This window comes from Clostridium sp. HBUAS56017 (assembly GCF_007115085.1).
Lineage (GTDB): Bacteria > Bacillota > Clostridia > Clostridiales > Clostridiaceae > Clostridium > Clostridium cibarium.
Genome location: NZ_SULK01000009.1, coordinates 18427 through 37444, shown reverse-complemented (window position 1 = coordinate 37444; position 19018 = coordinate 18427). Strand labels below are relative to the sequence as shown.

Here is a 19018-nt window from a genome sequence, read left to right as displayed (position 1 = left end):
CGTCTTAGAATGATTTTTATTTATTTTAAGACACTCTTTTTTTCAACATTTTCAGTATTTCGTCTTTAATAAGTAAAGGCATTAAATGTTTGGACTTTTAAAAATATATAATGGTATTAAATTAAGCAGTAATATAGGTAGAATATGATATAATAGTTCTATATTTGGAAGTGGGGCACTATTTTTGAAGTAATTGGCGGATTTAAAATTTAACTAGGGAGGATGTGCATGGGATGAAGGTTTTAGGAATTAATGGCAGTTCTAGAAAAGATGGAAATACGGCATTGATTATGAAGACTGTTTTTGAGGAATTGGAAAAAGAGGAAATTGAAACGGAAATGGTTCAATTCTCTGGAAATATAATTGAGCCTTGTAAAGGGTGCTTTGCATGTAAGGGGAAGAATAACTGTGTTTTTAAGAAAGACATGTTTTATGAATATTTTGAAAAAATGAAGTTAGCAGATGGTATTCTTCTGGGATCTCCAGTCTATTCAGCAGATGTAACAGCAAATATGAAAGCTTTTTTAGAAAGAGCAGGAGTTGTTGTTGCTACAAATCCAGGTTTGCTTAAACATAAGGTTGGTGCATCTATATCTGCTGTTCGTAGAGGTGGAGGAATGACAGCAGTAGATACAATGAACCATTTCTTGTTAAATAAAGAAGTTATCATAGCAGGGTCTACATATTGGAATATGGTTTATGGAAAAGATGTAGGTGATGTATATAGAGATGAAGAAGGAATGGAGAATATGCGTAATTTGGGACAAAATATGGCTTGGCTATTAAAGAAAATTAATTAAACCATGCAGAGTGGTTAGGGAAATATGGAACGTCAGGCAAATTGACTTAAAGGTTAAACATGAAAAAGAAGACTATTTAGAGAAACTGAATTTGAGGTTAATTCAAAAAAGATTGTATTTAATTTTCTAAATTATTGTAATAAGCAAGGAGAAAAAGTTTGAATAAATATACACGAAAGGATTTATCAGAATTATTTAATATAGGAAAAGAAACTCTTAGATATTATGAAAATATAAATTTGATACCTAATCCAGTAAGGAATGAAAGTGGTTATAGAATTTATTCAGAGGATGAGGTATTAAGAATTAAATTTATTGTTCAAATGAAAAATTATGGATTTAGCTTAAGAGAAATATCTGATTTGATTAGAATGGTTAGTAATGATAAATGTGCCAATCAATATAAGTTAGTAGATTATATAGATAATAAGATAACTGGAATTGAAAATCAAATTAAAGAATTATATCAATTGATAGAACTATTGAATAAAGTAAAGGAAAACAAGCATTTAGGTGAATGCGATTTTTTTAAATCTTTAATAAATAATTATTGACATTGTTCTATACTACAACCATTACACTATTAATATAATTAATTTTATAAAATAGGAAATGGGGTTTTAAACATGAAGATAATTGCTATTAACGGAAGTCCAAGAAAAAACGGAAATACAGGAATTTTGCTAAATAAAGCTCTTGAGGGAGCAGCTTCAAATGGAGCAGAAACAGAAATATTCCATTTATATGATTTTAATTACAAAGGATGTAAAAGTTGTTTTGCATGTAAATTAATAAATGGTAATAGTTATGGAAATTGCTCTATTAATGATGAAATAAGTCCAATTCTAAAAAAAATTAAGAACTCAGATGCTATAATTCTTGGTTCTCCAATTTATTTAGGATCAATTACAGGTGAAATGAAATCTTTTATGGAACGATTAATTTTTCCATATCTAGTTTATGATGAAAATTATTCTTCACTTTTTCCTAAAAAAATTTCTGTAGGATTAATTTATACCTTTGGAGTTGATGAACAAAGATTGAAACAATCAAAATGGCAAGAATCCATTAAATACAATGAATTTTTAGTGGAAAGATTTTTAGGAAAAGCAGAATCACTTTTTGTAACCGATACTTATCAATTTGATGATTATTCAAAATATGTTTCAACAGCTTTTGATGCTGGTAATAAATTAAAACGTAGGGAAGAAGTATTTCCGCAAGATTGCAAAAAGGCATTTGAATTAGGAAAACGACTAGTTGAAATATGATAAGATACTTAAAAATTTGTAAAGGAAAAGGAGATAAACTATGCTTGAATATAAATTTGATACCCAGTTATTAATTGCAGGAGAAAATCTTTCTGAAGATGAAATAAATGAATATATTACAAAGAACTTTGAAGGGGATTCCTTACTTGCAGTTGGTGATGAGGAACTGATAAAAATTCATTATCACACAAATGCTCCATGGAAGGTACTTGAGTATTGTGCTTCATTAGGTGATATTCATGACGTTGTTATAGAAAACATGGAACGTCAGGCAAATGGACTTAAAGGTTAAACATAAAAAAGAATACTATTTAGGGAAACTGAATTTGAAGTTAATTCAAATTTAGTTTCCCTTATATTATATTAAATTTATAAATTACTGTAACCTTTTCTTTATTATTTGTACTAATATATGTAAGACAAATGCATTTGTGGAAAATAATTAAATGTTGGAGGATATATAATATGGATAAAAATAAAGAATGTTCAGTAATAAAAGATTTAATACCATTATATAAAGATGAGGCTTTAAGCAAGTTATCTGTAGAAGCAGTTGAAGAACATATTGAAAAATGTGATTTTTGTAGGAAATATAAAGATAATGTTTTTGGTGAATTATCTAAATCAGGTTCAATTGACAATAATATGCCTGAATTTGAAAAGCGTGAAGTACAAAATTATAAAAATATCGCTAGTAGATTAAAAAAGAGAAGAATTAGAAATGCTTTAATAACTGCCTTTAGCACTGTTTTAGTAATTATGCTTTTTTGTTCTATTTTCACATTTCATAAAGTGTTAAGCGGAATTATGGAGCCAACAATTGAAATGGGGGATATATGTTTTATCAATAAAATGTCTTATAAATTTTCTAAACCTATTGAAGGTGATCTTGTTTATTTGTTAAGAGAAGATCCAAGTTTCCATTATGAATTCAAAGATGTTGGCAGAATTGTTGGCATTCCAGGAGATAAGATACTTATTAAAGATGGTGTATTATATGTTAATGGTGAAGAAAAACAGAAAGATGTTTATGAATATATAAAAAATGGTGGAATAGCTAAAACAGAAATTACAGTTCCTGATGGAAAGTATTTTGTTATGGGAGATAATGTAAATATTAGTTATGATAGTAGGTTTGAAGAGGTTGGATGTATAGACGAAAAAAATGTACTTGGAAAGGTTTGCTTTGCATGGTAACACAGGGTGAATAATGATGAATGATTTTCAAGATATTTATGAAAAATATTATTATGAAATATTCAGATTCATAAATAAGTTAGTTAATTATAATAAAAGTGTTTCAGAGGAGCTTACCCAAGAGACTTTTTATCAAATATTTATATCTTTACATAGATTTAAAGGAAAAAGTGATATAAAAACATGGATGTGTCAGATTGCTAAAAATGTATGTTTTAAATATTTTAGAAAAAATCCTATAAGTGTAAGTTTTGATTCGGAAGATATTAATAATAAAGTTATAAATATAGTAGAAAAAACCCCAGAAGAGCTAGTACTATGTAAGGAGCTTAATGAAATAATATTAAAGGGCATAATTAATATGAATGATAAATATAGAGATGTACTAGTATATAGACTATATGAGAGCATGCCATTTAAAAAAATTGCAGCTATTATGAATATCTCAGAAAATTCAGCAAAAGTAATATTTTATAGAGGGAAGGAAATGTTGAAAAAGAGCCTTACAAAAATGCTTTAAGTAGTTCTTTAACAAAGCATAATAAATCCCTCTGGTATATAACCTGACTATCAGTAATTTTCAAATCTCTTATACAAATAATATTTTCGTAGTATATTATTTGTATAAGAGAAGTATTAAATCTAATAAATTTCAATAAAAACTACTATACACAATTCTCCAAAATATATAAGCATATTTCCACCATTTGTTCTTCTGTTTCTACCATGCCAGTTTGGATCCATCTAACCAATACATTATAAATAGCACCACTCCAAAAAATCATATCATATTTATCTTTAACATCTTCTGTCTTGGCATTACTAACCATATGTTTTGTGATTTCCTCCAATATTGTATTACCAAAACCAGCCTTCAATAAAATACGAAAAGGCTTGGCATGAGCTTTTGAGGTAATAAATAAAGTTTTCCAATATAATTCCTTTTCAGTACTATAAGTGAATTTATCCATTGCATCAGTAACATCTGTTATTAGATTATAAAGCAAATTTTTTAATACATCTTCCTTAGATTCATAATTTCTGTAATAGGCTGTTCTAGATACACCAGCTCTTTTGACAATCTCTGAAATGGTAATATTGCTATATTCCTTTTCTTCCATTAATAAAATTAATGCAGATTCAATACATTCCTTAGTTATTTTATTTGATTCCTTATTAGATAATCTTGAAACATTTCTATTTTCAATTTCAGATTTTCCTTCTGACATTACAATTCCTCCTTGTTTGTGTACTTTTCATGTTCATGCATTGACAGCTTCATAGACGCACGTTACACTTATAACGACAATACAATTGTAACACTGCGGAAGGGTACTGTCAAAGGGAAAGTATTTAAATAAATCGTAAGAAGTTGCATTTTTGATAGAGGAGGATTGGACATGTTTAAACAAATAAAACAAAAACACATTTTATCACTTATAACATGGATAGTAATATTGATTATTTCACTTTTAGTAATGCCTGATATTTCTCAACTAGTGAAAGATAAGGGGCAAAATAATTTGCCTAAAAACGTAGAAAGTGAAATAGCTGCTCAAATTGGTAAGAAGGTTACAGGTAATGAAAAAACATCCACAACGGAAATTATTGCAGTTTTTCACAATGAGAATAAGATAACAGAAGAAGAAAAAAATGCAATTAATTCAAAGGTGGAAGAATTAAAGGACAATAAAGAAACATATGGAATTGATAGTATTACTAGTGCAAAAGACAATAAAGAAACAGCTGAACAATTAATTTCAGGAAATAATAAGACAGAATTAGCTTTAGTTACTGTTTCAAGTAGTGAAAATTTAGAAGAAGCAGTTAACAAAATTCAGGAAGCAATTAAAATAGATGGAGTTGAAACCTATGTAACAGGTGAAAAAATCTTATCAGATGAATTCTCTAATACTACAGAACAAGGAATTGAAAAGACAGAAATTATAGCAGCAATCTTCATTTTTGTTGTATTGGTTCTTGTTTTTAAATCTCCAATCGTTCCTGTAATTTCACTTACAACCGTTGGAGTATCATTAGTAATATCCTTAAGCATTATCATGAATTTAGCAAAATATTTTGATTTGCCAATTTCAGATTTTACTCAAGTTTTTCTAGTAGTTGTATTATTCGGAGTTGGCACAGATTATAATATATTGCTATATGATAAATTTAAAGAAGAGTTAAGCAAAGATCAGGACAAAATAGATGCTGCAATTACCTCAAGAAAAACAGCTGGGCGTACTATGCTCTATAGTGGTCTTTCTGTATTTATTGGATTTGCAGTTTTGGGATTAGCTAAGTTTTCATTTTATCAATCAGCTGTTGGTGTTGCTATAGGGGTGGCTGTCTTACTGGGAGTCTTGTTAACATTAAATATGTTTTTCATGGCAACCTTAGGTAAGAAAATGTTCTGGCCAGCAAAGGAATTTGAAGGAAATAGTTCTAGCCCTTTATGGCATGGACTTTCAAAAATTTCTATAGCTCGTCCAATATTAATGTTAAGCCTTATTGCAATTTTCGGTGGAATTTTTATGATTAACAATTCTGAAAAATTAAATTTCAATACAGCTGATGAAATTGCAGATTCAAACCCTAAAAAAGAAGGATATCTTATTATTCAAGAAGATTTTTCAAAAGGTAAGGCAGCACCAACAACTCTTTATATAGATAGTGATAAGACTTTGGATAATCAAGAAGACTTAGCTACTATTGATGATATAACAGAATTTCTGAAAAACGAAAAAGGTGTAAAACAAGTTTTATCAGCCACTCAACCTTCTGGAGAAAAAATTGATGATTTATATTTAAAGAATCAATTAAAAACTGTAGTTTCAGGTGTAGAAGATGCAAAAAGAGGATTAGAAGAAATTAAGTCTGGTTTATCAAGTGCAAATACCCAGTTAAGCAATGCTGGAATCAATGAAAATTTAGCAAAGGTTCAGCAATTAGCAGATGGAACTAAAGAACTGGCAAATGGCTCAAATAAATTACATAATAGCATTAATGAATATGTTAATGGAACAAATCAAATAAATAGTAGCTTAGGTGAATTGAAATCTGGAACAACACCATTAGTTGGTACTATGAATCAAATTACTAGTGGTAGCAATGAACTTCAAGAGAAAATTAACACTATAAATAATGAAATAGCAAATTTATCTGATATAAATCAAAAGATTTCTTTATTACTTTCTGCTAATCCAACAGCAGGAAATGGAGATAGTACAAGCATATTAACTCAGTTACCAAACTTAGTAGGGCAATTAAATCAAGGGTATTCTACTTTAAATGCAGCATTAAATCAAGTTAATGAAAGTTTACCAATGTTTTCGGATGGTGTTAAGAATCTTGCTGAAGGAAGTCAGGAACTAACAAATAATGGCTCTTATTTAAGAGAAGGTTCAAAACGAGTGAATTCTGGTGTACAGAGTGCAAATGCTGGTGTACAAGAATTAAATAATCAATTAAAGACATTAGGACAGCAGACAGCTGATTTACAAAGAGGTTTAGGTTCTGCAGCATCAGGAATTTCAACTATTTCTCAAGGATTAAGTACTATACAGTCTTACATAAAAGAGTTAGGTGACTCTTACATTGGAAATAAGTTTTATGTGACAAAGTCTGTTTTAGCAGATAACTTACTTGAAGATTCCTTTAAAGCCTTTTTATCAAAAAATAGGCAGATAGCTCAAATAACTGTGGTATTAACAGATGATCCAAGCAGTAGCGAAGCTACTGAAGTAATAAAAAATTTGCAAAATGATATTAAGGCAAGAGTGAAAGGAACTTCTTTGGAAGATGCAAAAATTGCTTTTGGTGGACAAACATCAGAAACTTCTGATTTAGAACAAATTTCTAATGAAGATTTTACGAGAACAGCCATTATCATGTTAATTGGTATAGGTGTAGCTCTAGTGTTTGTAACAAGATCAATTTTACAGCCAGTTGTAATTATAATTACATTGATGGTTGCTTACTTATCTTCTATTGGAATTACAAGACTTTTGTCAGGTATGTTCCTTGAAAAAGATTTATTAACTTGGAATGCACCGTTCTTTACATTTATCATGATTATTGCATTAGGTGTTGATTATAGTATCTTTTTAATGATGAGGTATAGAGAGGAAAGTGTAGATAGTACGGTGCCAAAAACTCTTAGTATATTAAATGCTTCTACAGTCATAGGAGCTGTAGTTATATCAGCTGCAATTATTTTAAGTGGTACTTTTGCAGCCTTAATTCCATCAGGGGTAACAACTCTTATCCAAGTTGCTGTAGGAGTAATTTTGGGACTATTGGTACTACTAATAATTTTACCGATTACTATATCAGCATATATTAGATTAACTTATATAGATAAATAACATGAAAAGGTGATATAATGAGTGAAATAGAAACATGCAAGGGATGATAAAAATGAAGGTTACATATATTGAACATAGTTGTTTTTCCGTAGAACTTGAGAAGGTTATTTTACTTTTTGATTACTATAAAGGACAACTTCCTGATTTTAATAAAGAAAAAACAATTTATGTGTTTTCAAGTCATAATCACCATGACCATTTTGATATGTCAATTTTTCAGTTATTAAAAGGATATCCAAATGTTAAGTATATCCTCTCAAAGGATATTAAACGAAAGTTTGGAAGAAAGTTTTTTAATACTCATGGTGTTGAAGATGATCTTTATGAAAAGATAGAGTTTATTGACAGTAACAAAACTCTTGAAACCTTTGATTTAAAGGTAGAAACCTTAAAGTCAACAGATGAAGGGGTAGCATTTATTGTTACAGCTGAAGGCAAGACAATATATCATGCAGGAGATCTTAATTTATGGGCTTGGAGCCATAAGAGTGAAGAGATTAGAGAATATACTAAGGAAATTTATGAAGAAGAAATAGAAAAAATCAAAAATAGGCATTTTGATGTTGCCTTTGTTGTCTTAGATTCTAGACAAGAGGAATACTTCCATTTAGGTTTTGATTATTTTATGAAAAATACTGATACGGATAAGGTATATCCAATGCATTTTTGGGATGATAGTTCTGTAATAGATAGAATAAAAGATATGGATTGTTCTAAAACATATAGAGATAAAATAGTTTCTTATTTATTTTAAAAATTAATCACTTTGGTCTATATTATAAACCCCATGCAAGTCTGAATTTTAGATTTGCATGGGGTTTTAAAAAAATTTAAAAGATTTTAGTGAGATATATAAGTTATGTTACGTAGTATTATATGACAAGGTTATTTATATTTGCAAATATAATTAGGAGGAGTTATGGAAATAAATGAACAAAATTTTATAAAAGGGCTTATAAAAAGAGATGAAGATGCGTTAAGGTATGTGATTAAAGAATATGGATGGCTTATAAAAGCTGTAGTTTCAAAACAATTATATAATTTGAAGCATATTCAAGAAGAATGCATTAATGATATATTTCTAAGTATATGGGACAACATAGATAAATTTGATGGGAAAAAGGGAACCTTTAAAAATTGGGTTATAGGGATTTCTAAATATAGAAGTATTGATTATAAAAGAAAGTATATTAAGGATATAAGTAATGAGGAATATGACTCCTTAGAAATAGGAATTCCAGATAATTCGGATGTAAGAATAATTAATGAAGAGATGCGTAAAGACGTAGAAAATTTATTAAGCTGTTTAAAGGATAAGGACCGTGATATTTTTGTAAAGCATTATTTATTAGATATGAATCCCTCAGAGATTGCAACAAAGTTAGGATTAACCACTAATAGCATATATAACAGGATATATAAAGGAAAAAAGAAGATTAGGGAAGTAAAGGGATTTGTAATTAAATAGGAGGTAAATATGAAAAAGGATATATATAGTTTATTAAATAATGGGCAATTTAATGAAGAAGAATATGAAAATATAAATAAAGAAGAGTTTGATGATTTTACAGTTAAAAAGATAGAAAGATATGTAAAGAGAAATTCTAAAGCAAAAAAGAAAAACAATAAAGTTAGAATATCTATAGCAGTTGCTGTTTGTATACTTGTTGTAGGAATGTATAATTCAAGTTTTGGAACTAATGTAGTAGCTAGTGTTAGTAACATGATAAGTAAGATTGATCCAAATAAAAATTATAATGCAGATTATGTTGTAGCTTTAGGTAAATCTTATAGCAAAGATGGTGTTGAGATAAAGCTTGATGAATGCTATCGTAATGTTGGTCAAATAAGATTAGTATACACAATGAATTTTGAAAATGGAGTTCCTGAAGCTGTAAAGGCAAAAGAAAGAATAAGGACTAATGAAGAGGTAGTTAAAGGATTTAGTTATGAATATGTAGATTATGAAAATAACGGTATCGTTAAAAATTCAAAAGTTAGCATTAATGACTGGGTAATTAGTGATTTAGATCGTTTAAATTATGATAATTATAAATATGGGATATGGAATTATGAGTCAAAGGATATTAAAATAAGTGAAAATTCAATTACAAAGGAACTTATTTTTTATGTTGAAGGAGTTACAATAAAGGATGATCTAAATATAAAAATAGAATACGATAAAATAGTGAATAACGCTGGTGAAGAAATTAAAGGTCCATGGACAATTGATTATAAGATAAAGGCTGAAGGTGATGTTAGTGATATACCAAAGACTAGTCTAAATAAAGATTATGGTCATAAGTTTAAAAATGGAAGTATGGTAACAATTGATAGCTATGCTAACACAAATACAGGTATTAAAATTTTTGGTACTACGATTAAGGATAGGGAAATGCCTATAATACGTTTGCAAGGGGTAGACAATTTAGGAAATAATATATTAATGTATCCTAGAAATACATCTATAAATACTGAAAAAGATACAAGTGAAGTATTATTTGACTTATATGATGGGCAGTCAAATAATAGACAATACCTAGCAGAAGGGGTAACTAACTTGAAGCTTAGGTTATATGCTGATAATTCAATGAACTCAGGAAAAGTTGGAGATGATTTCATCCCAGTAGGTGAGGAGTTTAACGTAAAAATTCAATAGATCTTTAAAAGAATAATTAAAGTAAAAGACTGTAGCATTAAAAAGGTAGTACTACAGTCTTTTTAAATATTATAACATATATGAAATTGATGCAATAATATATCTATGTATTTATATGGAATAAAACCTTTAAATTGACATTCTAAAAAGTTAAAAATATAATAATGTTAAATATATGACATATACAATTTAATAAGTTGTTATGTTTAATTATTAGAAAAAGGGTGATTTCATGTATGCAGCTATTGATTTAAGTGGTATTTGGGATTTTCAATTAGATGAGAAAAAGCAAGGGATAAGTGAACCGTTAAAGGATACTATTATACTTCCAGGGACAACCTCTGATTCAAAAAAGGGAAAGAAAAACGAAAGTGTTGAGATTGGTTGCTTGACAGATGAATACAAGTTTGAAGGATATGCTTGGTTTTCAAGAGAAATGAAGATTACAGATGATATATGTGATAAGAACTATTTTCTTTATTTGGAACGGACACGTATTACTACATTATGGATAAATAATATTAAAGTTGGTACACAAAACAGTCTTTGCACTCCACATATTTATGATGTTACAGGTTATTTATCAAAGGGTAAAAACAGAATTACCATACTAGTTGATAACACAGATTATCCTACTAAAGGTGGTCATTTAACTTCTAAAGATACACAAACCAATTGGAATGGTATTATAGGAAAAATTGAACTGCAGATATTCAATAAAGCTTATTTAGATGATGTTCAGGTTTATTCTGACATAAGAGATAAAGAGGTAACAATAAAATCAAAGATTATTGGAGCAGATAAAGGTATTTTAGCAGTTTCAGCAGTAGGCTTTAATAGTGAAATTAAGCATAACGTAGAAGAAAAAATCTTCAGCTTTAATTCAAAGGATATACTTATAAAGTATCCTTTAGGTGATGAGGCCTTCCTTTGGAGTGAATATAATAGAAACTTATATAAACTTAATATTAAAATGATTATAAATGGACTAACTGTTGATATAAAGGAAGTTACCTTTGGTTTACGTGAGTTTAAAACATCAGGAGATAAGTTTACCATAAACGGCACAAAAACATTTCTTAGAGGAAAGCATGATGGCTTGGTTTTTCCACTTAAGGGGTTTGTACCAATGGACTTGGATCAATGGCTAAATGTATTGAATATTTCAAAGTCATATGGCATAAATCATTATCGCTTTCATACTTGCTGTCCACCTGAAGCTGCTTTTATAGCTGCTGATATACTTGGAATTTATATGGAGCCAGAGCTACCTTTTTGGGGAACTATTACTGATGAAAATGATGAAAACCATAATAGGGCAGAACAGGACTTTTTAATTAGCGAGGGTTTTTCCATCCTTAAAAGTTTTGGGAATCATCCTTCATTTGTTATGATGTCTCTAGGTAATGAGCTTTGGGGCAGTAGGAATAAGTTAAATATGATTTTAAAGAATTACAAGAGTTTTGATAATAGACACCTTTATACTCAAGGATCAAATAACTTTCAGTTTAGTCCTACTATTTTAGAAAATGATGATTTCTTTTGTGGTGTAAGATTTTCTAAGGAACGTCTTATAAGAGGCTCTTATGCTATGTGTGATGCTCCACTAGGACATGTTCAAACAGATATGCCAAGCACAATAAAGGATTATGATGAGGATATTTTTCCATCAATAATTAATAAGAATCATGATGTTAAGGCTGAAGACATTGTAGAAATACAATTTGGCACAGGGGTAAAAAAGGTAAAGACAGCTGATTCTAAGGAGCAGCTTATACCACAAATTCCTGTAGTTTCTCATGAAATTGGGCAATATGAAACTTTCCCTAATTTTGAGGAAATAAAAAAATATAAAGGTTCATTAAAGGCAAAAAACTTTGAAATATTTAATGAGCGACTTAAAGAAAAAAACTTAGATCACTTGGCAAAAAAGTATTTTAATTCTTCAGGGAAGCTTGCGATTCAGTGCTATAAGGAAGAATTGGAATCAGCATTTCGTTCAAGAAAGCTAGGTGGATTTCAGCTTTTAGATATACAAGACTTTCCTGGACAAGGAACAGCTTTAGTTGGAATTCTTGATGCATTTATGGATTCTAAAGGCATAATATCACCTAAAGAGTGGCGGAGCTTTTGCTCAGATGCTGTGCTTTTAGCAAGATTTGAAAAGTATAACTATTTAGAGAAAGAAAGCTTTAATGCACATATTGAACTTTGTTATTATAGGAATATAAGATTGAAAACCTTGAAATTATTGTGGAAGTTAAAGGATGAGAATATTGTATATGAAGAGGGAGAGGCATTTATAGCACATATTGGAGATGAAAATTATATTGATATTTGCGACATAAGTTTTAAAATGCCAAAAGTAGAATCAAAGAAAAAGCTTACATTATCCCTTAAAATAGAGGGGATGGATATAGGGAAACATTATAACTTGTGGGTGTATTCTGAAAATATTCATATTGATAAATCAGGTTTAAATATATTTGATGAGTTATCAAAAAAGGCGATTTCATTACTAGAAAAAGGAGAAAACGTAATTCTATTTCCAAAGTTAAATAGTTTAACAAATTCTATTGAAGGCTTTTATTCATCAGATTTTTGGTGCTATCCAATGTTTCGCTCAATATCTGAAAGTATGAAAAAGGAAGTGCCAGTTGGTACTATGGGGTTGCTTATCAATAATACTCACCCTGTTTTTAAGGATTTTCCTTGTGAGGATTATTCAACATATGAGTGGTGGAGTATAGTTTCAAATTCATCTTCAGTTATACTAGATGGAACTTCTAAAAATTTTAGTCCTATGGTTCAGACTATCGATAATTTTGAGAGAAATCATAAGCTTGGGCTATTGTTTGAATGTAATGTTTTAAAGGGTAAACTCTTAGTTTGTACTTGTGATTTTGAAAAAGTAAGAGATAAGCCAGAAGGAAGACAATTTCTTTTTAGCATTTTAAATTATGCATCTTCAAAAGAATTTAAGCCAGAAGCTGCTATTAGTATTTCAGATATAAAAAGGTTCTTAAGCTAAGTGTAAATAATATTAAGTAGATAAGAAAAGGTCATGCTGATATAATAGGTTTAGAATATTTATAGAAGGAGTTATTAAATGAAATACTATTTAGCACCAATGGAAGGAATAACGGGATTTATATATAGAAATTCATATGAAAAGTTTTTTAGTAATATAGATAAATATTTTACACCATTTATTGTTCCAAATAACAGCAAAAGCCTTAAAACTAAAGAGCTTAGAGATGTTTTGCCTGAAAATAATAAGGGATTAAATGTAGTACCTCAAATACTTACTAATGATTCAGAAGGTTTTATTATAACAGCAAGAAAACTTCAACAACTAGGCTATAATGAGATTAATTTAAACTTAGGTTGTCCTGCTGGAACTGTTGTTTCAAAAAATAGGGGCTCAGGCTTTCTAGCTAAGAGAGATGAATTGGACAAGTTTTTAGAGGAAATATTTAAAATAGATGATATGAAAATTTCAATAAAGACTAGGATAGGTAAGGATAGTCCAGAAGAATTCTATGAGTTAATTAAGATTTACAATAAATATCCCATGGAAGAATTGATTATTCATCCTAGAACGAGGGAAGATTTTTATGGAAATAAACCTAATCTAGAGGTTTTTAAGGATGCACTAGCTTTAAGTACTAACCCAGTATGTTATAATGGTGATATTTTTACCGTAGATGACCATAAAAGATTAGTGGAAGATTTCCCAGAATTAAAAACAGTAATGCTAGGACGCGGAATACTTGCAAATCCAGGACTTATGAATTTGATAAAGAGTAATGCTCCTTTAGATAAGAAGGTATTAACGGGTTTTCATGATGATGTTTTTGATACCTACATAAAAGTCTTCAATGAAGATAAAAATGCTATGTTTAGGATGAAGGAATTATGGGGATATATGATTTATATATTTTCTGACAATAAGAAATATGCTAAAAAAATAAAGAAGGCACAAAAGGTAAGTGATTATAGGGAAGCTGTCTCAAGCTTGTTTTTAGAACAAGAGATTATAGAGGGAGCTGGAATGTTTTATAATAAATATTAAATAGTTTTATCAATATATACGAGATGAATGTTCAAAGGTGTAATAATATGCAACTTTGGACATTTATTTTTTATATAAAAATAAGGCGGGTATTTGAGAAAATAGATAGAAAAACTGCACTAAGGCAAGCAATAGAAACAATAACTTACCAAATAATAAGAGAAAATGATAAATAAGGAATAGTTGACAGTAATTACAACATTGTGTAAAATAGGGTAAAATATATTTCAATAATGCAAAATATGATTTAATAAATTGTAATTTTACAGTGATATAAATAAAAAGGAGGAGAAAAATATGAAAAAAATCCCGTTTGCGGTACCAGAAATAACTGATGATGACATATCAGAAGTAGTTAAAGCATTGAAGTCAGGGTGGATCTCTAAGGGGCCAAGAGTACTTGAATTTGAAGAAAAAATAGCTTCATTTTTAGGAGTTGATGAAAAAAGTGTTATAGCTTGTAATTCTGGGACTGCAGCTTTACATTTGGCAGTTCTTTCATTAGGGCTATCTGAAGATGATGAGGTTATTGTTCCAAGCTTTACTTTTTGTTCAACAGCAAATGTTATTGAACATGTTGGAGCAAAACCAGTATTTGTTGATATCGATGAAAATGATTACTGTTTAGATGTTAAAAAGATTGAAGAAAAAATAAATGAAAAAACAAAGGCTATTATAGTTGTTCACTTTGGTGGTAATGTGGGCAATTTAAATGCTTTAAAGGATATTTGTAAAAAACATAATATAGTATTGATTGAAGATGCAGCACATGCCTTTACTTCAAAATATGATGGGAAATATATTGGAAATCATGGAGATTTTATATGCTTTAGTTTTTATGCTACCAAAAATATTACTACAGGTGAAGGTGGGGTATTAATAGCTAAGGATTTAGATCATGCAAAAAAAGCCAGAGAATTATGTTGGCATGGTATAGATAAAAACTCTTGGGATAGATATGTATATCCAGGAAATTGGGGATATAGTGTTCTTGACCATGGCTATAAGTATAACATGACAGATATACAGGCAGCTTTAGGTATTAGTCAATTAAAACGTGCTGAAAAAATGAAAGAGGCACGAAGAAAATTATTTAAAATGTATTTAAAAGAATTAGGTTCTTTAAAGGACTATATTTCATTACCTGTTTTAGATCATGATAATATTGAAAATTCATGTCACCTATTTCCAATTAGAATCAAAAAAAATGCACCCATAGATAGAGATGAATTTATCGAGGATATGAAAGAACTAGGGGTATGTTTAAGTGTGCACTATATACCTGTTCACATGCATCCTTATTATAAAAAATATGGAGCAGTATTACCTAAAACAGAAGAGGTATTTAATGAAATAGTATCTTTGCCTTTATGTAGTAGTTTGGCAGAAGAAGACTTTATGTATGTAGTTGATTGTATTAAAAAAGTATTAAAAGTGAAATAGATTATAAGTTATAAAAGGGGTTTAATAAATATTATGATAAGTAACAAAAAAATATTGATATTAGGCGGTGCAGGGTTTATTGGTACTGCGTTAACAAAAAGATTATATAAGGATAATGAAATTGTTATAGCTGATAAATGTAACTTTGAGAAATCAAGTTTAAAATTAGCAGGTTTATCTAATGAGGCTTCAATAAAGAAAGTAGTTTTAGATGCTACTGATTATGAAAGTACAATTAATCTAGGAGAAGATTTTGATTATATCATTCATGCAACAGCCATATTAGGAATTCACAGGGTAGTAGAAAAATCAATTTTAACTATTGATACAAATTATACTTCTTGTAAATATGCCTTGGAGCTTGCAAGGAGACAAAAGAATCTTAAAAAGTTTTTATCCTTTAGCACAAGTGAAGTATATGGAAGAAATATAGATATGGCAAGTGAAGAAAAGGACATGACTGTTGGACAAGCCAATGAAGCTAGATGGTGCTATGCAGCCAGTAAGATTCTTTCTGAACATTTAATCAATGCATATAATAGAGAACATGGTGTACCTACTGTAATAATAAGACCTTTTAATGTTTTTGGAGAAAACAGAGTAGGATCAAATGCAATGTCTGCCTTTTTATTTAGAGCTATGTTAAATGAACCAATTACAGTAGATGGTAATGGAGAGCAGATTCGTACTTGGTGCCATATAGAAGATTTTGTTAGTGGTTTACTTAATGCATTAGAATCTAATACTAGTGGGGAAGTTTATAATATTGGTAATCCTAATAATTCAATTAGCATATTAGATCTTGCAAAACTCATTAAAAAAATTACTGATTCTAAGTCAGAGATTAATATATCAGGAGTGTATGTCCCAGATGTAAAAAATCGTACTTTAAGTATAGAAAAGGCTAAAAGAGATCTTGGCTATGAACCCAATATAGGTCTAGAAGACGGAATAGAAAAAATGTATTTATGGGCAAAAAAATTAGATGAGGATAGAATTAGAGAGTTATATGAGTAATATGGAGGATATAGCAAAATATTTAGGCTATACTTTTTACGCACCTGATGATACGCAAATGGATTCTAAGGCAAGGAAGGCAATTGGAAGAATTGAAGCAATTTTATTTAGTCGGCAAGATTTAGAAGATACAAATTGGTCTATAGCATGGAAAAATATTAAAAAAGCATCTAAGATATATGGAGAAAATAATGTTAGTTTTCATTTTCCAGTAGATGACTGCGATTATATATATGATAAATTTGTTAGAAGTAGACTCATTGAAGCTATAAATAGATCAGCTGATTTAGGACTGCGACTTGTAGTATTACATGCAAATCAAAGACTATTATTAGATGAGTGGAAGAATGTTGATGTTAGTAGTATGAGGATAAACTTTATAAACGAACTTTACAATATTGTAGATAAAACAGATAAAGGTATGGTAATTGGACTTGAAAATATGCCGCCTATAGGGAATCGTAATGATGATGCAGATCCATTATTTATATTTCCATCAGATTTTAAAGATATAGATCATCCAAGAATAAAAATAACATTTGATATCAACCATTATTTTAACGTGGTTGCAACAATGGAAGAAGCAAAAAATAATAGAAGTCTCAAAGAGAAAATGCCTAGCTTTTATGGTGATTGTGATTATATGGATTTTCAGAAAATTCAAGACAAGATAATTCACTGGCATTTTTCAGGATTTGATAATATTGCAAATCCATTAAGTAATCAAATATGTAGAGAAGGATGCTGCCCTTGGGAGTCAAAAAAAGTAAGAGAAGACAAATTTAAGGAGGCAGCTCGATTCATAATAGAAAATAATAAAGTTGATGATGAGAGAAGCGTTATATTTGAAGTGCAGGATAAGGATTATAGTCATAGAATAAATGTACTAAAAACGGCAAATTGGTTTATGAGGCAAGGTGAGAAAGATGAATAGTGATGATATAGTTAGCAAATCTTATAGTGAAGTAATAAATCTTACAAAACAGTTAATTCCATCTCATCCCATGTATGCCAATCATGGACAATTTGAAGGGCAAAAAATACTTCAAGATTATTTAAATAGTAAAGGGTGGACAACCTATTTAGATGAATATGGTTTTGAAGATTTGAAAAAGAATGAGATTATGAAAAAGCCTTGGGAATATGATGATTATTACAAAGGCTACGAGAAGATAAAAAAATATAATTTATATGGAATTCTTGATAGTGGAATACCTGGAAAAACATTAATTTTAAATGGACATATAGATGTGGATATTATTGATAAAGATAACCCGTTAGAAAATTGTGAGCCATATTTATCAAGTGATCGTTTATGGGGTAGAGGTTCTACAGATATGTTAAGTGGGTTATGTAGTTTAGCTACAATAAAAAATTATCTTGATAATATTTCATGGAGTGGAAAAGTTATTTATACTGCAGTAGTAGATGAAGAAATTGGTGGGAATGGCTCTATTAGAGCATGTCAGTGGATGAGAGAAAAGGGTTTTCTAGAAAGTGAATATCCAATTGAATGTATAATTTCTGAACCATCAGACTGTAATATTTGTTATGAAACATTAGGATTTTTGCCTTTTATAATTTCATGTAAAAGTCAAATTAAGCATATGAATGGGGAAGGAAATAAAATGAACTTCTTTAAGCTAACAAATATTTTTAATGAATTAGCTAAATTACAAATATCTGATGATGAACTTAATGTTAATGTTGGGTATATACATGGAGGAAATGATGCAAGTCTGCCAATGGAGGATTTGCTTTTGAAAGGTGTTATTGCAACGACTGCTGAGCATAACAATGATTATGTAGAAAAAGTATTGTCAGATTGTGGTGCAGATATATTTATACCAGGCATTTCAATAAATGCAGTAAAATCTTCAAATAATATTTTTGGGAAAAGTTTGTATAAAGGGGATTTGTTTAAAAGCAGCTGTGATGCATCTGTTTTTTATAATCATAACATACCTGTTTGTGTATTTGGACCAGGTAGTTTAGAGCAGGCACATACTAGAAAAGAATATATTTTACTATCAGAGATAGAAAGGTATTTAACACAGTTTTACAAATGTGTTAGAGAATATTTTGATTAGATATGGACACAAGATTTGTAAGTGTAAAAAAAGTAAGATATCCCCTTTATAGAAGATCATCATCCTTAAAGTTCTGGTTTAAATTATTATTATCGCCTA

17 protein-coding genes are annotated in these 19018 nt (G+C 29.4%); 16 read left to right on the top strand and 1 reads right to left on the bottom strand.

Annotation, left to right across the window (positions count from 1 at the left end; translation table 11 throughout):
- The first annotated feature begins 233 nt into the window (after positions 1 to 233).
- The 6 genes from FAY47_RS09340 (at position 234) to FAY47_RS09315 (ending at position 3788) form a co-directional block, all read left to right on the top strand.
- The gene (locus FAY47_RS09340) at positions 234 to 800 is read left to right on the top strand and encodes a flavodoxin family protein (protein WP_143316445.1); all 567 of its coding nucleotides are present in this window, start codon (positions 234 to 236) and stop codon (positions 798 to 800) included.
- A gap of 158 nt (positions 801 to 958) precedes the next feature.
- The gene (locus FAY47_RS09335; RefSeq protein WP_143316444.1) at positions 959 to 1354 is read left to right on the top strand and encodes a MerR family transcriptional regulator; all 396 of its coding nucleotides are present in this window, start codon (positions 959 to 961) and stop codon (positions 1352 to 1354) included.
- 72 nt (positions 1355 to 1426) lie between these two features.
- On the top strand, positions 1427 to 2071 hold the full coding sequence (locus tag FAY47_RS09330; RefSeq protein ID WP_143316443.1) for a flavodoxin family protein: 645 nt from the start codon (positions 1427 to 1429) through the stop codon (positions 2069 to 2071).
- 40 nt (positions 2072 to 2111) lie between these two features.
- Positions 2112 to 2363, top strand: coding sequence for a kinase to dihydroxyacetone kinase (locus FAY47_RS09325; protein ID WP_143316442.1), 252 nt, complete (start codon positions 2112 to 2114; stop codon positions 2361 to 2363).
- A 173-nt stretch (positions 2364 to 2536) separates the two neighbouring features.
- Positions 2537 to 3268, top strand: a complete 732-nt coding sequence (gene lepB / locus FAY47_RS09320; RefSeq protein WP_185966787.1) for a signal peptidase I — start codon at positions 2537 to 2539, stop codon at positions 3266 to 3268.
- A 16-nt stretch (positions 3269 to 3284) separates the two neighbouring features.
- Positions 3285 to 3788 carry a sigma-70 family RNA polymerase sigma factor gene (locus tag FAY47_RS09315; protein WP_185966780.1) on the top strand — a complete coding sequence of 168 codons (504 nt, stop codon included), beginning with the start codon at positions 3285 to 3287 and terminating at the stop codon, positions 3786 to 3788.
- Between the two features lie 145 nt (positions 3789 to 3933).
- Here the strand turns inward: FAY47_RS09315 and FAY47_RS09310 are convergent, their stop codons facing one another.
- On the bottom strand, positions 3934 to 4497 hold the full coding sequence (locus FAY47_RS09310; RefSeq protein ID WP_143316439.1) for a TetR/AcrR family transcriptional regulator: 564 nt from the start codon (positions 4495 to 4497) through the stop codon (positions 3934 to 3936).
- Positions 4498 to 4668: 171 nt separating this feature from the next.
- On the opposite strand from FAY47_RS09310, the gene FAY47_RS09305 reads away from it, so the two are divergent.
- The 10 genes from FAY47_RS09305 (at position 4669) to FAY47_RS09260 (ending at position 18919) form a co-directional block, all read left to right on the top strand.
- Positions 4669 to 7635 carry an MMPL family transporter gene (locus FAY47_RS09305; protein ID WP_143316438.1) on the top strand — a complete coding sequence of 989 codons (2967 nt, stop codon included), beginning with the start codon at positions 4669 to 4671 and terminating at the stop codon, positions 7633 to 7635.
- Positions 7636 to 7687: 52 nt separating this feature from the next.
- Positions 7688 to 8389 carry an MBL fold metallo-hydrolase gene (locus FAY47_RS09300; protein ID WP_143316437.1) on the top strand — a complete coding sequence of 234 codons (702 nt, stop codon included), beginning with the start codon at positions 7688 to 7690 and terminating at the stop codon, positions 8387 to 8389.
- A 165-nt stretch (positions 8390 to 8554) separates the two neighbouring features.
- A complete protein-coding gene (locus tag FAY47_RS09295; protein ID WP_143316436.1) occupies positions 8555 to 9103 on the top strand; it encodes a sigma-70 family RNA polymerase sigma factor in 549 nt (182 codons plus the stop codon).
- Positions 9104 to 9112: 9 nt separating this feature from the next.
- On the top strand, positions 9113 to 10294 hold the full coding sequence (locus FAY47_RS09290; protein WP_143316435.1) for a DUF4179 domain-containing protein: 1182 nt from the start codon (positions 9113 to 9115) through the stop codon (positions 10292 to 10294).
- Positions 10295 to 10526: 232 nt separating this feature from the next.
- Positions 10527 to 13325 (top strand): sugar-binding domain-containing protein, encoded by a 2799-nt coding sequence (locus tag FAY47_RS09285; RefSeq protein ID WP_143316434.1) that lies wholly within the window; start codon positions 10527 to 10529, stop codon positions 13323 to 13325.
- Positions 13326 to 13403: 78 nt separating this feature from the next.
- The gene (locus FAY47_RS09280; RefSeq protein WP_143316433.1) at positions 13404 to 14369 is read left to right on the top strand and encodes a tRNA-dihydrouridine synthase family protein; all 966 of its coding nucleotides are present in this window, start codon (positions 13404 to 13406) and stop codon (positions 14367 to 14369) included.
- A gap of 297 nt (positions 14370 to 14666) precedes the next feature.
- The gene (locus tag FAY47_RS09275) at positions 14667 to 15812 is read left to right on the top strand and encodes a DegT/DnrJ/EryC1/StrS family aminotransferase (RefSeq protein ID WP_143316432.1); all 1146 of its coding nucleotides are present in this window, start codon (positions 14667 to 14669) and stop codon (positions 15810 to 15812) included.
- A gap of 33 nt (positions 15813 to 15845) precedes the next feature.
- Positions 15846 to 16829 (top strand): NAD-dependent epimerase/dehydratase family protein, encoded by a 984-nt coding sequence (locus FAY47_RS09270; RefSeq protein ID WP_143316431.1) that lies wholly within the window; start codon positions 15846 to 15848, stop codon positions 16827 to 16829.
- Positions 16798 to 17763, top strand: coding sequence for a TIM barrel protein (locus tag FAY47_RS09265; protein ID WP_143316430.1), 966 nt, complete (start codon positions 16798 to 16800; stop codon positions 17761 to 17763). The genes FAY47_RS09270 and FAY47_RS09265 overlap by 32 nt, the downstream gene beginning before the upstream one ends.
- Positions 17756 to 18919 (top strand): M20/M25/M40 family metallo-hydrolase, encoded by a 1164-nt coding sequence (locus FAY47_RS09260; protein ID WP_143316429.1) that lies wholly within the window; start codon positions 17756 to 17758, stop codon positions 18917 to 18919. Before FAY47_RS09265 ends, FAY47_RS09260 begins: the two co-directional genes overlap by 8 nt.
- Positions 18920 to 19018 lie beyond the last annotated feature (99 nt).

Bases quoted from the DNA above. Each gene is read 5' to 3' on its own strand.
- FAY47_RS09340 (WP_143316445.1), top strand. From the start codon at position 234: ATGAAGGTTTTAGGAATTAATGGCAGTTCTAGAAAAGATGGAAATACG.
- FAY47_RS09275 (WP_143316432.1), top strand. From the start codon at position 14,667: ATGAAAAAAATCCCGTTTGCGGTACCAGAAATAACTGATGATGACATA.
- FAY47_RS09305 (WP_143316438.1), top strand. From the start codon at position 4,669: ATGTTTAAACAAATAAAACAAAAACACATTTTATCACTTATAACATGG.
- FAY47_RS09265 (WP_143316430.1), top strand. From the start codon at position 16,798: ATGAGGATAGAATTAGAGAGTTATATGAGTAATATGGAGGATATAGCA.
- FAY47_RS09290 (WP_143316435.1), top strand. From the start codon at position 9,113: ATGAAAAAGGATATATATAGTTTATTAAATAATGGGCAATTTAATGAA.
- FAY47_RS09315 (WP_185966780.1), top strand. From the start codon at position 3,285: ATGAATGATTTTCAAGATATTTATGAAAAATATTATTATGAAATATTC.
- FAY47_RS09260 (WP_143316429.1), top strand. From the start codon at position 17,756: ATGAATAGTGATGATATAGTTAGCAAATCTTATAGTGAAGTAATAAAT.
- lepB (WP_185966787.1), top strand. From the start codon at position 2,537: ATGGATAAAAATAAAGAATGTTCAGTAATAAAAGATTTAATACCATTA.
- FAY47_RS09325 (WP_143316442.1), top strand. From the start codon at position 2,112: ATGCTTGAATATAAATTTGATACCCAGTTATTAATTGCAGGAGAAAAT.
- FAY47_RS09280 (WP_143316433.1), top strand. From the start codon at position 13,404: ATGAAATACTATTTAGCACCAATGGAAGGAATAACGGGATTTATATAT.
- FAY47_RS09270 (WP_143316431.1), top strand. From the start codon at position 15,846: ATGATAAGTAACAAAAAAATATTGATATTAGGCGGTGCAGGGTTTATT.
- FAY47_RS09310 (WP_143316439.1), bottom strand. From the start codon at position 4,497: ATGTCAGAAGGAAAATCTGAAATTGAAAATAGAAATGTTTCAAGATTA.
- FAY47_RS09285 (WP_143316434.1), top strand. From the start codon at position 10,527: ATGTATGCAGCTATTGATTTAAGTGGTATTTGGGATTTTCAATTAGAT.
- FAY47_RS09330 (WP_143316443.1), top strand. From the start codon at position 1,427: ATGAAGATAATTGCTATTAACGGAAGTCCAAGAAAAAACGGAAATACA.
- FAY47_RS09295 (WP_143316436.1), top strand. From the start codon at position 8,555: ATGGAAATAAATGAACAAAATTTTATAAAAGGGCTTATAAAAAGAGAT.
- FAY47_RS09300 (WP_143316437.1), top strand. From the start codon at position 7,688: ATGAAGGTTACATATATTGAACATAGTTGTTTTTCCGTAGAACTTGAG.